14 protein-coding genes are annotated in these 14,390 nt (G+C 64.4%); 4 read left to right on the forward strand and 10 right to left on the reverse strand.

The genetic code is table 11. From position 1 onward, the window contains the following. Nucleotides 1-8: 8 nt before the first annotated feature. Nucleotides 9-1,445 carry a purine-cytosine permease family protein gene (locus BMX78_RS08505; protein ID WP_091418621.1) on the reverse strand — a complete coding sequence of 479 codons (1,437 nt, stop codon included), beginning with the start codon at nt 1,443-1,445 and terminating at the stop codon, nt 9-11. Beyond that, nucleotides 1,442-2,440 (reverse strand): agmatinase, encoded by a 999-nt coding sequence (gene speB / locus BMX78_RS08510; protein ID WP_170850748.1) that lies wholly within the window; start codon nt 2,438-2,440, stop codon nt 1,442-1,444. The genes BMX78_RS08505 and speB overlap by 4 nt, the downstream gene beginning before the upstream one ends. A 167-nt stretch (nt 2,441-2,607) precedes the next feature. Between speB and BMX78_RS08515 the strand changes: the two genes are divergently transcribed. Next, nucleotides 2,608-4,101, forward strand: coding sequence for a PucR family transcriptional regulator (locus tag BMX78_RS08515; RefSeq protein ID WP_091418624.1), 1,494 nt, complete (start codon nt 2,608-2,610; stop codon nt 4,099-4,101). A 51-nt stretch (nt 4,102-4,152) separates the two neighbouring features. Here BMX78_RS08515 and BMX78_RS08520 read toward each other — a convergent pair whose 3' ends face one another. Then, nucleotides 4,153-4,371, reverse strand: coding sequence for an NfeD C-terminal domain-containing protein (locus tag BMX78_RS08520; RefSeq protein ID WP_091418627.1), 219 nt, complete (start codon nt 4,369-4,371; stop codon nt 4,153-4,155). Nucleotides 4,372-4,415: 44 nt separating this feature from the next. Here BMX78_RS08520 and BMX78_RS08525 point away from each other — a divergent pair, with 44 nt between their 5' ends. The 3 genes from BMX78_RS08525 to BMX78_RS08535 are packed head-to-tail and all read left to right on the forward strand — an operon-like array spanning nt 4,416 to nt 6,125. Then, nucleotides 4,416-4,751: an ArsR/SmtB family transcription factor gene (locus tag BMX78_RS08525; RefSeq protein WP_255470857.1), complete on the forward strand. Its 336-nt coding sequence runs from the start codon at nt 4,416-4,418 to the stop codon at nt 4,749-4,751. A 25-nt stretch (nt 4,752-4,776) separates the two neighbouring features. Next, a complete protein-coding gene (locus BMX78_RS08530) occupies nt 4,777-5,757 on the forward strand; it encodes a TIGR03086 family metal-binding protein (protein WP_091418628.1) in 981 nt (326 codons plus the stop codon). Between the two features lie 29 nt (nt 5,758-5,786). Further along, complete coding sequence (locus tag BMX78_RS08535) at nt 5,787-6,125, forward strand: YciI family protein (RefSeq protein ID WP_091418630.1); 339 nt, start codon at nt 5,787-5,789, stop codon at nt 6,123-6,125. 153 nt (nt 6,126-6,278) lie between these two features. On the opposite strand, the gene BMX78_RS08540 is transcribed toward BMX78_RS08535, so the two are convergent. The 7 genes from BMX78_RS08540 to BMX78_RS08570 form a co-directional block, all read right to left on the reverse strand. Further along, nucleotides 6,279-6,521 carry an NfeD C-terminal domain-containing protein gene (locus BMX78_RS08540; RefSeq protein WP_091418631.1) on the reverse strand — a complete coding sequence of 81 codons (243 nt, stop codon included), beginning with the start codon at nt 6,519-6,521 and terminating at the stop codon, nt 6,279-6,281. Nucleotides 6,522-6,530: 9 nt separating this feature from the next. Then, nucleotides 6,531-7,964, reverse strand: coding sequence for a flotillin family protein (locus tag BMX78_RS08545; RefSeq protein ID WP_091418633.1), 1,434 nt, complete (start codon nt 7,962-7,964; stop codon nt 6,531-6,533). A gap of 229 nt (nt 7,965-8,193) precedes the next feature. After that, nucleotides 8,194-9,618 carry a glycoside hydrolase family 32 protein gene (locus tag BMX78_RS08550; RefSeq protein ID WP_091418634.1) on the reverse strand — a complete coding sequence of 475 codons (1,425 nt, stop codon included), beginning with the start codon at nt 9,616-9,618 and terminating at the stop codon, nt 8,194-8,196. A 242-nt stretch (nt 9,619-9,860) separates the two neighbouring features. Further along, nucleotides 9,861-11,417, reverse strand: coding sequence for a glycoside hydrolase family 32 protein (locus tag BMX78_RS08555; protein ID WP_091418636.1), 1,557 nt, complete (start codon nt 11,415-11,417; stop codon nt 9,861-9,863). Beyond that, nucleotides 11,414-12,508 (reverse strand): ATP-binding cassette domain-containing protein, encoded by a 1,095-nt coding sequence (locus tag BMX78_RS08560; RefSeq protein WP_091418637.1) that lies wholly within the window; start codon nt 12,506-12,508, stop codon nt 11,414-11,416. Before BMX78_RS08560 ends, BMX78_RS08555 begins: the two co-directional genes overlap by 4 nt. Beyond that, entirely contained in the window at nt 12,505-13,467 is a 963-nt protein-coding gene (locus BMX78_RS08565) for an ABC transporter ATP-binding protein (RefSeq protein ID WP_091418639.1), read from the reverse strand. Before BMX78_RS08565 ends, BMX78_RS08560 begins: the two co-directional genes overlap by 4 nt. Then, nucleotides 13,467-14,390 (reverse strand): ABC transporter permease, encoded by a 924-nt coding sequence (locus BMX78_RS08570; RefSeq protein WP_091418640.1) that lies wholly within the window; start codon nt 14,388-14,390, stop codon nt 13,467-13,469. Before BMX78_RS08570 ends, BMX78_RS08565 begins: the two co-directional genes overlap by 1 nt.

The raw sequence follows: 14,390 nt of genomic DNA on the forward strand, positions 1-14,390 counted from the left end.
ATTCGCTTTCAGATAAGGTCTGGGGTGAGTGCAGCGGCGGGAAATGATGCGGCTTCGGTCTTCTTCCGGAAGACACGGGCCGCCACGTAGTAGAGCGGGGCAACAATCACGAGCCCGACAATCCAGGAGATGTCCACACCGCCCAGGGCAGCGGCCAGCGGGCCTGTGTAGAGTGCGGTTGCCGAGAAGGGAACCTGGATCAGGGCGCCTGCCAGGTAGGAGCCGATGGCGACCCAATTGAACCGCCCGTACACGCCGCCATCGCGCTTGAAGAAGTCTTCGACCCGGTACTCGCCGTGCCGCAGGAGGTAGTAGTCCACCAGGTTGATGGCCGTCCACGGGACCAGGACGTACATCAGGAAGGACAGGAAGTTCGTATAGAAGAGGATGAAGTTGTCGCGGGCAAAGAGGGCGATGGAGACGGCGACCACGAAGAGGATGACTGCCGCGATGCTGCGGGTCTTGGCGCGTGGCAGCCAGGAGGGCCTGAAGGTCTGGCCGATGGTGAGGGTGCACAGGACGCCGCAGTACAGGTTCATGGCGTTCGAGGCAGCCACGCCCAGGCAGAAGATGCCCACGATGATCAGGGTCCAGGGCTGGAGTAATGCGCCCAGGCTGCCGACGATTTCGACGTCGCCGGTGCTCACGGCGACGGCGAGCGTGCCCACGAGGGCGCCCAGGATCATGGGGAACAGAGTTCCCAGGACGCAGCCTGAGTAGGAAGCCCAGAACGCCGGAGCAGAACCCGTGCCCTGCGGCATGTAGCGCGAGTAATCGGAGACGTAGGGTGCGTAGGCCAGCTGCCACAGGGCCGAGACGGAGATGGTCCCCATGAAGCCGACCCAGTTGAAGTCACCCGTCTCCAGGAAATTGCCGGGCAGTCCGTGGACCACCAGGATCCAGCCGAATGCCAGGAGCAGCGCCAGGCCGGCCGCGACGCTGAGGACACGGGCATAAGCGTGAATGAGGCGGTAGCCAAAAATTGTCGCGATAACGCTGACCACGCCAATGATGATGATGCCTGCGTCCACACTGAGACCGGGGCTGACGGCGGCCATTGCTTCGCCGCCAAAGACCAGGTTTGCCGCGAAGAAGCCGACGTACATGACGACCACAATCACCACGATCAGTAGCGCCCCGAAGGAGCCGAACTGGCCGCGCGTCTGGATCATCTGTGCCACGCCCAGTTGCGGGCCCTGGGCAGAGTGCAGCGCCATGAAGATGCCGCCCACCACGTTGCCGATGATGATGCCCACGACCGAGGGTACAAAGCCCAGTCCGAACACCGTGGTGGCGAGGCCGCCGGTCACGATGGTCATGATCATGATGTTGGAGCCGAACCAGATGGTAAACAGGTCCCGTGCCTTGCCGTGGCGTTCGTTGGCCGGGATGGGCTGGATGGTCTTGTCTTCCAGCCGGGGAACTTCGGCAATCGGCGTGCTCATGACGCGCTCCGGGCAGCTGACTCGAGTTCGCGTACCCCGGTGGCCTTGCTGCGGTTAACCATCAATGCCAGCAGGTCGAAGACCAGGGTGGCCGCGGCCACCGTGGTGATATCCGCATGGTCGTAGGCCGGGGCTACCTCCACGACGTCGGCGCCCACAATGTTGATGCCGTCCAGTCCGCGGAGCAGGGCCAGGAGTTCGCGGGAGTGGAGCCCGCCCATCTCCGGCGTGCCGGTGCCTGGCGCGTAGGCGGGATCCAAAACGTCGATGTCGATGGAGACGTACACCGGGGTGTCGCCGAGCCGCTCCTTCACTTGGGCGATGGCCGCCGGAACACCTATGACGTCCAGGTCTGAGCAACGGATGATCTGGAACCCGAACTCGTGGTCCCGGAGGAAATCGTTGCGGTCGTACACCGGACCGCGGATACCCACGTGCACGGACTTGTCCTCCACCAGCAAGCCTTCCTCGAAGGCGCGGCGGAAGATGGTGCCGTGGGTGATGGGCTGGTCGAAGTACGTGTCCCATGTATCCAGGTGGGCGTCGAAGTGCAGCAAGGCCACCGGCCCGTGGACTTTGTTCAACGCCCGCAGCATGGGAAGGGCGATGGTGTGGTCGCCCCCGATCGAGATCAGCCGCTTGTCCGCGCTGATCAGGGGAAGTGCCTGTTCCTCAATTTCGCGGACGGCCCGGGCGATGTCGTACGGTGTGCAGGCGATGTCGCCGGCGTCCACTACCTGGGCCTCGTACACGGGCTCAACATCCAGTTCAGGGTGGTAGCCGGGGCGGAGCAGCCGGGAGGCTTCGCGGACTGCGGCAGGACCGAAACGGGCCCCTGGCCGGAAGGACGTTCCGCCGTCGAACGGCACGCCGACAATGGCGATGTCATAGTCCGGGACACGGTCGATTTGGGGGAGCCTGGCGAAGGTTCCCAAGCCCGCGTAGCGGGGTACTTTGGTTGCGTCCACGGGGCCAATGGGCTGGTGCGTAGTCATGGCTGGATCCTTCGGTAGCTGGGTGCTCGCCGTTGAGCGGGAAGTGCATACCTCAATTCTTGGTGACCCGGATCACCCCGGATAGCGGTACATTGACTACAAATGGCCGAGACGCTTAGACGAACGTCTAAAAGGTTCAGAAGCCCCCAAGGCAAGGAAACACAGGGATGGCTATCACCGTCGCCGAACTCGTGGCCGAACCGCAGCTCGGCCTGACACTCCTCGCCGGGGCTGACGGGACAAACAACCGGATCACGTGGGCCCACACCTCGGATCTGCCCAGGCTCTGGGAATGGGTCACGGGCGGTGAGCTCATGATGACCAACGGGCTCTCCATCCCAGCGGATGCAGCGGGCCAGGTTGCCCTCGCCGAAGCCCTGGTGGATTCCGGGGCAAGCGCCTTGGCGATCGGCGAGAAGATGCACGCGCCGCCGCTGAGGGCCGAATTCATCGAGGCGTGCAACAAACTTCCACTGCCCCTGATCAGCATTCCCTACCCCCTTCCGTTCATTGCCATTGCCCGGTCGGTAGCCGAGTCGTCGCTGCTGGAGGAATCGCGCCGGCTGCGCCAGACGGCGCGGGTCTACGACCTTCTCCGCACCGCGGGCGCGTCCGAGGACCACTGGCAGAGCCTCGTCCTGAGGCTTGCCACGGAGTTGGATGCGGAGCTGTTTGTGGTGGACCGCCGGTGCCTCCACTCCTGGCACCCTGACGGGAAGCCCCTCCCGGGATTCCTGGCGGAAGAGTGGTCCCCGCACCCTGGCCAGGTGTCTGTTGCGGGCAAGAATTTCCAGTGGCACAGGGTCAGGGGCAGGCATGTCCTGACCATGGACATTCCCACGCACGCCAATGCGCTCATGGTGGTGCTTCCCCTCAGCGAACCGCACCCTGACGCCGTCGTACTTCTTCACGCCGCAACCGTGGTGGGGCTTCAGCTGGCCCGCGTTGTCCTTTCGCTGGAGGGCAGGCACCGGCTGGCCGGTGAGTTCCTGCTGCAGGCCCTCGACGGCCGGCTGGGAAGCGCTGAAATGGAACGGCGGCTGGCGGCCTTCGAGGTTCCGGCTCAGGATTTTGTGGTCGCCTCACTGTCAGCGGACGACGGCGACGGGCTGGCGAACGTCCATATCGAACTGTGGCGGCACGGAGTTTCTGCGGCCTCCTTGCGCCGGAACAACCGCCTGCACGTGGTGGTCGCCGCCGATGTGGCGGACGATCTGCTGATGCACTGTGCCAGCCCGGAAACCACCATGGGGATCAGTTCGGCGGCAACGGTTGCAGGCCTGCATCATGCCCTGCAGGAGTCGCTGTGGGCCCTGGGGTCGGCCAGGGCGAACAAGCTCCGGCTGGCCCGGTACGCGGAAGGCCCAAGCTGGCTGGGTTTGACCGGAGTCGAGGAGGGAGCTGCTTTGGTGCGCCGCCTCCTGGGCCCAATTTTCGACTATGAGCAAAGCCAGGACGGCGACTTGATGGTCACATTGAAGGCCTATCTGGACCTGCAGCGCTCCTGGCAAAAAACGGCCGCCGCCTTGTTCACCCACCGCCAAACCATCATTTACCGGATCCGTAAAGTCGGCGACCTGACGGGCCTGGACATGAGTGAAACGTCCACGCTCGCGCAGCTGTGGCTGGCGCTCCAGATCCACGAAGCGATGCATTCCTGACTCTTCATTTCCCGCAATGGGAAAAGCGTGTGGGTTCGCCCTGCGCCCGCCTTATTCCCTATGCCTCGGCACGTCGGGCAGTTCGTCCACGTACACCGTCTGCGTGGGCTCGAAGTAGATTACCAGCACTTCATCACCCACGGCGAAGACACTCGCCTTGTCGAATGGGTGCGCGTGGAAAGCCATGGTGCCGCCGAGGTAGCGCAGCATTACTTCGGTGACGGTGCCAGACCCGATGCGTCCCGTTACCCGCCCGACCTTCCCGGTCATGCCCATCCTTGCTTAATACGTTAGTGACCACTAACGTATTAATTGTGTTGGACGCCTTGGAGATAGCAGCTGAGCCCAATCGGCGTCGGCTGCTGCATCTCCTGGCCGGCAAGGAGCAGGCGGTGAGCGACTTGGCTGCACATTTCGACGTCAGCCGCTCCGCCATCTCCCAGCACCTGCTTTTGCTGGAGAAGGCAGGCCTGGTAACGGCGCGCAGGGAAGGGAGGAACAGGTACTACAGGCTTAACCCCCAGGGGATGGGCCGCCTCCGATCACTTGTCGCCCAGTTCTGGACCGATGAACTGGACCTGCTGTCCTCCGACGCCGCAGCCCTCGCCGACCGGCGGGGTAATGCCCAACACGAACAGCCCGATCACTAACAATTTTTCTTAGGCGAGGACGCACATGAGTTTCGACAAAACCATCCACCTGCCGGTCACGGCCGATGAAGCGTTCGCGCTGGTGACGGAGCCGGAGCGGCTGAGGCGCTGGCAGACGGTTGCCGCCAGGGTGGATCTCCGGATCGCCGGTGATTTCCGCTGGACAGTCACCCCTGGACACAACGCAGCCGGAACGTTCAAGGAGATTGAGCCGGGCAAGCGGGTCGTCTTCACCTGGGGCTGGGAAGGCGGCGGCGATCTTCCGCCGGGGGCGTCCACGGTGACCATCACCCTGGAACCTGAGGCCAATGGAACATCCCTGCGGCTGGTGCACGAGGGACTCACCGAGGAGCAGGCCGCATCGCATGCCATGGGATGGAACCACTATCTGGACCGCCTCGTGGCTGAAACCACGTCCGACGGCGGGGCGGGGCCCGACGACTGGGCCTGGGCGCCGGACCCCATCGACTACCTGAGCTCTGCCGATGCAGCGTTGGCCATCCTCCTGGGCGTGCTGCGCAACGTCACCGCAGCCGACTCGGACAAGGCCACTCCCTGTGAGGACTTCAACGTCGCCCAGTTGCTGGACCACCTCGCTGGATCCTTGCAGAACATTGGCCGGGCGCTCGGCGCGGACCCGGTGGACCTCAAGGAGGCCGCCCCCGAAATCCGCATCGCCGAACTCGCGCAACCCACCGTGGAGGCCTTCACGCAGCGTGGCGTCGAAGGAAACGTGGATATGGGATTTGCGGAACTCCCCGCAACGATGGTTGCCGGGATCCTGAACCTGGAGCTTTTGGTTCATGCCTGGGACTTTGCGACGGCGACCGGACAGCACGTGGCGGTGTCCGACGTCGTCAGCGATTTCGTGACGGAACTGGCGCAGCAGACCATTTCCGAACAGGTGCGTTCGAGCGGCAGTTTCGCGCCGGCGCAGCCGACCGCCGAGACGGCAAGCAGCCTCGAGCGGCTGCTGGCGTTCACCGGCCGCAATGTCACCCTCTGAACCCAACAATCAAGAAAAGAAGGACCATCATGTCCAAGTATGTTTTTGTTTATCACGCACCCATGACCCCGGCGGAAGCAGCACCTCCGGCGCCTGAGGACATGGCAGCAGTGATGGGGGAGTGGAACGCCTGGGCAGGCAAGGTGGGCAATGGCCTGGTGGACTTTGGCACGCCGCTCGCCAATGGAGTCCGCGTGGCGGCTGACGGCTCCACGGCGCCAGGCCAGCGTGAAGTGGCCGGCTACAGCATCATCGAGGCGGACAACCTGGAAGCCGCCGTGCAGCTGGCCAAAGTCCACCCGCACCTTAACATGCCCGGAGGCTGTGAAATCGAAGTCCACGAGGCCCAGCAAATCCCGGGAATGTAGCAGCTGACGTAATCGATCCAGCCAGGGTGCCCGCCGTCCACTAGCGGCGGACGCCCTGTACAACACTAAGAAGGCCGACGTGAAAGCCGCGGCCGAAACCGCCAGCTGTGCCCTCCCGCAGGGGAAAAGCGTGCGGTTCGAGCCCCGCAGCGTTCATTCCCCATGCCTCAGCACGTCAGGCAGTTCGTCCACGTACACCGTCTGCGGCGGCTCGAAATAGATCACCAGCACCTCATCACCCACGGCGAAGACGCTGGTCTTGTCGAATGGGTGGGCGTGGAAAGCCATGGTGCCGCCCAGGTACGGCAACATGACTTCGCCGATGGTGCCGGGCCCGATGCGTCCGGTTACCCGCCCGACCTTCCCGGTCAGGCTCCGGTCAACCTCGCGGTGCATCCAGTGTCCCTAGGCGCCCGGAGCCGGCGGCGTCCGCTTGGGGTCCTTGCCGTTCTTGAGGGCGGAGGCCAGGGCGGGAAGGTAGTCGCCCGCCTGTGCGAGGATCCCGCCGAGCATTTTGTTGACGCCGTCGCCGCCGTTCAGGACGGTCATCTGGCCCACGTGGGAGAACGGCTCGGCGGCTGCGGCGATAATGGCCGGCATGTTCTCGGCGAGCTGCTGTGAAATCACGGCGTCCTGGTTGGTCCCCAAGGCCTCAGCCCGCGCCTTGATGCCGTCTGCCTCGGCCAGCGCCTTTGCTTTGATAGCAGAAGCCGCAGCATCACCTTTGGCCTTGGTTGCCGCGGCTTCCGCTTCGCCGGTGACCTTGGTGGCTCCGGCAGTGGCAGCCGCTGCGGTGGCGTTTGCCTGGGCCAGGAGTTCCGTCCGGCGGGCGTTTGCCTGGGCTTCAAGCTCGGTACGCCGTGCCAGTGCCTCCGCAGCGCTGATGTCCGCCGCCTTCTTGCCTTCCGCTTCGGTTCGCGTGGCATAGGCTTTCGCATCCGCCGGTTTCCTCACGATTGTCTGGAGCTTCTGCTCTTCGCGGTCCGCCTCGAGCTTGGCCACTTCGGTTTCCTGGACCACCACTTGTTGCCTCGCGGTGGCATCGGCCAGCGGGCCGGCCTGGGCGGCATTCGCCTTGGCGCGCTCCGCGTTGGCCTGGGCTACCGCCTGCCTGATGGCTGACACACTTTGCGCGTCCGCGATCAGGGCCGCCGCTTCCGCTTCCTTCTCTGCGGCCTCCCGGTTGCGGGTGGCCTCGGCAATGCGTGCCTCCATCTTCACCTGGGCAATATGCGGCTTTGCGATGTTCTCGATGTACCCGGTGGGATCCTGCAGGTCCTTGATCTGCAGCGAGTCCACCACAAGACCAAGTTTTTCCATCTCCACACCGCTGGCGCTCCGGACCTGGGAACCGAGCTTGTCCCGTTCCCGAATAATTTCCTCCATCGTCATGCTGCCAATGATGGAGCGCAGGTGGCCCTCAAACACGTTGTACACCTGGCTTTCCATCTTGGGCTGCTGGCCGAGGAACCGCCGGGCCGCATTGGCGATAAACGGCGGTGCGTCGCCAATCTTGTATATGACCACGCCCTCCACGATCACCTGGATGCCCTGTGAGGTAACACAGGAAACCTTTAGCTCAGTTTCATTCAGCGTGAGGGACAGGGCCCGCACCGTCTGAAGCCCCGGAAGCACCAGGGCACCCTTGCCCGTGACAATCTTGAAATCCATTCCCGCCCGGGTTTCAAGGGTTCCGCGGGTCAGCCCGGAAATGATCAGGGCTTCGTTGGGCTCAGCCACCTTCCACATCAGCTTTGTCGCCACCCAAATGACGGCGATGGCGAACAGCACCCCCAGAATCGTGGCGAGAAGCGGAAAGAACGCTGAGAAGTCCGGCATGACCAGATCCTTTCAAGGAATGGAACAGGCATCGCGTAAAGCGTCGAATAACCCAGCCGTCCAACGTTGGAGGTCAAAAGCCCTAACTCCGGCCCGCCGGGCCAGCTGTTGTAGACAGTCTGGTTGCGCCCGGCCAAAGAGTCCAGAGCAGGCGTGATATTTGCCTGCGGCAACGGAACCGGCAGGTACGTTGGCAATTGCAGGCCCTGCCGGACCGTTGGCGCGTGGACTAATGCGTTGCCTTGATTTCGCGAATGGTCAGGTTCCGGAAAGTCGCGGCCCCTTCATGGGAGTAAAGGCGGATTCCGTTGTCGCCCTCCAGCGGGAATACCCGGTGTGACTGCACTACCCGCCCGTCTCCGACAAACATTTCCACGCTCGTGAGGTCCACGAGGATGCGGAGGGTGAGCCGTCCTGCCGAAGGGTCGATCGGGGTCTGGGTTTCGCCGCCGGTGGGGTTGATCGTTGGCCGCCTGTTGAGGTAGGCGAAGGGGCCCCGCAGGAAAGCGCCGGCGGCGACGTGCCTGCCGCCGCCCTCTGCGCGGCACAGCTCCAAACCCAGGTTGGCTGGCGCGGAAGCAGGGTCCCACATGAGCTCGCAGGTCAGGTCGTAGGCGGCGGCGCGGACGTCGAGGTCGCGGGTGCCGCTGACAACTATGTCGCCCAACACGTGGGTGCGCTTCACATGATTTTCAAGCGCGGACGTGGGGGCGGAGACGAGGTGGTACCCGCCGTCCCCCTGTTTGAGGCGGAGATCGCGCACCATCATGTCATCGCCGTTGTAGGCATCCGTCTCAAGCGTCGGCGTGTTGTGGGGGTAGTCCCAGAAGTTCGCCCACCCGATAGCCCGGCGGAGGGTCTCATCTTCCGCACCCGACGCGTCGTGATGTGGATAGGTGACTGCCCCATAAAAGTCGAAGCCGTAGTCGAGCCACTCGGGCTCGGGCCGATCAGGCGTGAACGATGCCCCATCGAAAGCACCCGTCCAGTACGCGTACGTTGCGGGCAGGCCGCGTCCCTTGCCGTTGGCGCTCGTGCCGAGGATCCAGTGCGAGCTGCCGTCGTCAGCCGTCATGCGGAAGATATCGGGGCATTCCAGCACCCCGAGATCAGTACGCAAGAACTCGCCGACCCGACGCCAGGAGCGCAGGTCGGCGGAGGTGTAGAAGCCGAGTTTTTGCCCCTCGGCGTTCACCATGAACCATTGCTGGCGGTCAGCGTCCCAGATCACCTTGGGATCGCGGAAGTCCTGCACTCCGGGGTTCGGGAGTACCGGGGCTGAACCGCCGGCCTGGAACGAGCGTCCGCGGTCGGTCGAGTACCAGAGGTACTGGGCCTGGCGGCCTTCGGGGGCCTGCGTCACGAGGGCGATCACCGCGCCCTCGCCATATCCGGCGGTGTTCTGCTCGTCGACCACAAGGGACCCTGACCAGCAGTCGCCGTTGCCGTCGCTGAACTTAGGGATGGCTACGCCGCGGTCAGTGAACACCACGTGGTCGGTGGTCGTCGCGCGGCGCCATGACGTGCCTCCGCCGCCCTGCAGGTAGTCAGCGTTGTACAGGTAGTAGTAGTGATATTCCCCGTCCAGGTAGATAGGGCGCTGGGGGTCGTTCTTCCAGTTGTCGGGGACGCTGAAGTGATAGGCCGGGCGCATCCGGCGTGATCCTTTTGACATTGAGCCTGCTGATCCGGGGTCAGGTGTCCTTGCTGGTACGGCCGCGGCGGGTCCGGCGAACGCTGCTGACAGTGCGAGCGATCCGCCGAGTGCCGCCGCCCCGCTTCCGGCAAGGAGTGAACGACGAGAGACCGTGGGTGAATCTGCCATGAGTTCCTTCGTGTTTTTGGGCAGCCTCGATGCTGCTGTGTCGGTGGGTTTTGATGTGCTGGTCCCGCGCGTCAGGGGAAGAGGGTCCGCGTACCTTCATGGATGTTGGCCATGGTCCAGGCGTCGAGGGAGAGTATCTGTACCGTGCTTTCGGCGGCAAGGCTGACCTGATCCCCGCCCAAGGTGGGGTAGACGCGGGCTGTGAGCGGGACTCCGTTGGCAAAGATTTCGACGGCGGACCGGTCCAGGATGACCCGCAGGTGCACCCGTCCCTCGGGCATGGGAACGGGGCCGGACTTGTCTTCCACATCAACAGTTGGATCCAGGGTGCTTGCCTTGCGGTGCAGACGGAGCGTGCCACCGTTGTTTTCGTCAGCCGCCCTGCGCAGCTCGATGATTGTTTCCTCGCGGGGGCTGCCGAAGATGCCCGGCTCCGTGGAGCCCAGGACGCCAAGCCGCAGCAGAGCGCCCGGTGCCAGTTGGAAGCCCAGTTCGAGGTCGAGTTGCTTGCCGGACACGCCGGTTTCCAAGGGCCCTGACGTGCCGGTCAGCACCTGTCCGGGGAAACTGGTGTGCTCACGGCGCAGCTTTTTGATTTCAGGTACGGGCGCGAAGCGGAGAGTCCCGTCCTCCGCCGCCGTGACGATTCGCGGCAGGCTCATGACCCCTGACCAGCCGGCCTCCACCATCGCGGCGTCGGTTCGGCCTTCCTGCATCCAGCCGAACATGACCCGCCGGCCGGACTCATCCTGGAACGACTGCGGTGCGTAGAAGAAACGGCCTCCGTAGTCGAGGCGGTGCAGCGCCGCGGGCTCGAAGCTGTCCCCGGAGTACCGGCCGGTCCAGTACAGCGGGTGGCGGGTCTCGCCGTCGTCCCAGGCGGAGAAGACCAGTACGTCAGGCGCGCCGTCAGAAGGGGCAGACCCCAGCGAACCCTGCCCCGCCCGGAACAGGTCCACGCATTCCCACATGGTCCCCGTCCAGTCAGTATCTGCAGGATCGCCTTGTGAGGCATCGCCGATGAACAACGGCCCGATATAGTCCCATTGCCGCAGATCGGAGGACTCGTACAAAAACGCCGTACCGCCGTACTGACGAATGCCCGATCCCACCAACTGCCGCCACTTCGTTCCTTCACGCCAGACGCAGTGATCGCGGTAAGCCGTGATGTCTACTCCAGCCGGGGGCGCTGCGATCACGGGATTTCCCGGGTCCTTCGTCCAGCTCAAAAGGTCCGGGGATCCTACGGCGACGCAGGGCAGCTCCTTGCCCTCGAACCGCCCCGAATACACCAGGGTGGGCGTGCCGCCGTCGTCCACCAGTACCCCGGACCAGCAGCCCTCGGCGTCCGGTCCTTCGGACGGTTCCAAGGCAACGGGCTGGTCCGTCCAGGTGACGAGGTCAATGCTGGTGGCGTGGCCCCACTGGATGCGGTGGTGGAAAGCGCCCTCCGGGTTGTACTGGTAGAAGAGGTGGTACGTGCCGTTCCATTGGCTGACGCCGTTGGGATCGTTGAGCCAGCCGGCTGGCGACACGAAGTGGAAGCGTGGCCGGAGGGGATCGGCCTCGGCGCGGGCAACCAACTCATCCTGGGGAACGGTGGCGAGCGGGTGCGTCAGTTCAGTCATGCGGAGGCCTTTTCTTTGGCGTTCGACGCCGGGAGGTTGGGTTGCGCCGGTTCGCCCGCCAGGGCATGGCCGTCGGCACCAGCCCACGGCTGGTAGAGGTGGCAGCGCACCCAATGGCGGTTTTCGGGGTCTCCCACCTGATGGCGCACGGGTTCTTGGGCCGAACACGCCTGGTTCGGGTCGCCGTCGTAAGCGCATTGCGTCGAAGCCATCACCGCTTGCCGCAGTTCCGCGCGGCGCACGGGATCGTACGAGCCTGCCCGGGCTGGGTCCGGCACAGCCGAAACCAGCAGTTGGGTGTAGGGGTGCGCTGGGTTTGACAGCAGGTCCAGGGACTCGCCTTCCTCAACGAGTTCCCCGGCAAACATGACCGCCGTCCGGTCGGCCAGGTAGCGGGCGGAAGCGAGGTCGTGGGTGATGTAGAGCATGGAGATGCCCTGCTCGTCGCGGAGTTTGCGCATCAGGTTCAGCACGCCGATCCGGACGGAAACATCAAGCATGGAGGTGGGTTCGTCGGCCAGGATGACCTGCGGTTCAACAGCGAGGGCCCGGGCAATCGCAACGCGCTGGCGCTGGCCACCGGAGAGCTCGTGCGGATATGAATTCAGCATGTCAGCCTGCAGGCCAACAGTGGTCATCAGTTCTTCGAGCCGCCGCTGGGCCTCCTCCCCGGAACCGCCGCCCTTACCGTGGATCGCCAACGAACGACGCAGGAAGTGCTCGATCCTGTGGGCCGGGTTCAGGGAACCGAAGGGGTCCTGGAAGACCATCTGCAGTTGCGAGCGGAACGCCCGGGAGGCTTGGAAACGGTCGCGCTTGAGGATGTCGACGCCTTCGATCAGGATCGCGCCGGAGCTCGGCTTCTCGAGCCGGGCAACACAGCGGGCCAGGGTGCTCTTGCCGGAACCGGATTCGCCCACGAGCGCCACGATCTCGCCGCGGCCAAGAGTCAGGTCCACACCGTGCAGGGCGCGGACCGATCCGCGGGAGAACAGCCCGCCAATCGGGAAGGATTTGCCCAGGCCACGAATCTCAAGGGCGGGGGCGCTGGCGGTGGAGCCGGCCGCGGGGGACGTCAGGGAGTGGCTCATCGTGCGGCTCCTGCCAGGTTTGCGGAATCGATCACTGAAGCGTCGGCACCAACCGGAGCCACGAAGTGGCCGGGAGCCGCCTCGCTGAGGTCCGGGATATTGCGGAACTTCACGCCGTCGGGCAGCCCCGTGAGCGGAATACGCGGGCCGGTGAGCGGCGGGAACGCACCCATCAGTGCCTGGGTGTAGGGGTGGCGGGGAGTGGCGTATACGTCCTGTGCCTTCGCGGTCTCCACGATCCTGCCGCCGTACATCACGGCCATGCGGTGGGAGAGTTCCACCATGAGGGACATATCGTGCGTGATGAAGAGGACCGAGAACCCGAGCTCGCGCTGGAGTTCCTTGATCTGCGCCATGATCTCCTGCTGAACCACCACGTCCAGCGCGGTGGTGGGTTCGTCCAGGATCAGCAGGGACGGCTTCAGCGCCACGGCCATGGCTATGACAGCCCGTTGGCGCATCCCGCCCGAGAGCTGGTGCGGGTAGGACTTGAGGCGCGCGGGGTCGATCCTCACGAGTTCGAGCAGTTCGCCGGCCCGCCGCAGGGATTCCTTGCGCGAGTAGCCGGCGTGGGTGGTGAAGATGTCCACGATCTGTTCGCCGATGGTCAACACCGGGTTGAGCGAGTTCATTGCTGACTGGAACACCATGGCCACGTCCTGCCAGCGGAAGCGCCGCAGCTCCTCCGCGCTCATGGCCAGGACGTCCTTGCCGCCGAAGGAAATGCTGCCGCCTGCGATCTTCGCGGGATCCTTCAGGAGCCGCATGATCGAGTTGGCGATGGTGGACTTCCCGCAGCCGGACTCTCCCGCAAGGCCGAACACCTCGCCGGTGCCGATGCTGAAGGAAACGCGGTCGACGGCGGTGGTTGAGCGGGTGTCGCCGATGTACTTGACGGTGAGGTTCTTGACGTCCAGGACGGGCTCGTGGGAGCCGAAGGAGACTTGGGAGATGGTCATTAGGAGGCGCTCCTTTCGGTATTTTTCGGGGTTTTGATCTTCCGGAGCCGCGGGTTGGTGACCTCGTCCACGGCGTAGTTGATCAGCGCGAGCGCGAAGGCGACGAGCGCGATGCAGACACCTGAGGGGATGAAAACCCACCAGCTGCCGGTGAGCAGGGCGCCTTCGTTGCCGGCCCAGAAAAGGTTGTTGCCCCAGGAGACCGTGCTGACATCGCCCAGGCCCAGGAACTCCAGGCCAGCTTGTGCGCCGATGCCGTAGATGACGCAGGCCAGCAGGGTGCCCATCACGATCGAGGCCATGTTGGGCAGGATTTCGCGGAACATGATCCGGCCGGCCCGTTCGCCGGACACCACCGCGGCGGCCACAAAGTCTTTGGAGCGGATGGACAGGGCCTGTGAGCGCAGGACGCGTGCTGAGCCTGCCCAGCCGGTGACCACGAGGACCAGAATGACGGTGCCCAGGCCCGGAGGCAGGAATGCGGCCAGGATGACCAGCAGCGGCAGGCCCGGAAGGAGCAGGAAAACGTTGGTTGCCAGGGACAGTGCTTCGTCGATGAACCTGCCGAAGTACGCTGAGGCAAGGCCCACCAGGATGCCGATGAAGGTGGACGCGAAGCCCACTGTCAGCCCGACGAACAGGGAACTCCGGGAGCCGTGGACGGTCAGTGCGAGGACGTCCTGTCCCTTGGCCGTAGTTCCCAGCCAGTGCTCGGCTGATGGTTCCAGGGAGGCCATGGCGGTGATCCGCGACGGGTCGCCGGGGAAAAGCACCGGTGCCAGCAGGGCCAGTGCGATGAAGACGAGCATCACAGCCATGCCCGTCACGGCTTTTTTGTTGCTGAGGAGGCCGTGGACGAAGCTGCGGTTGGGCTTGCGGACAGCCGGGGTTTGAGTTGGCTGCTTCAGAAGTGCGGTTGTCAT

This window comes from Arthrobacter sp. OV608, from assembly GCA_900110595.1.
GTDB lineage: Bacteria > Actinomycetota > Actinomycetes > Actinomycetales > Micrococcaceae > Arthrobacter.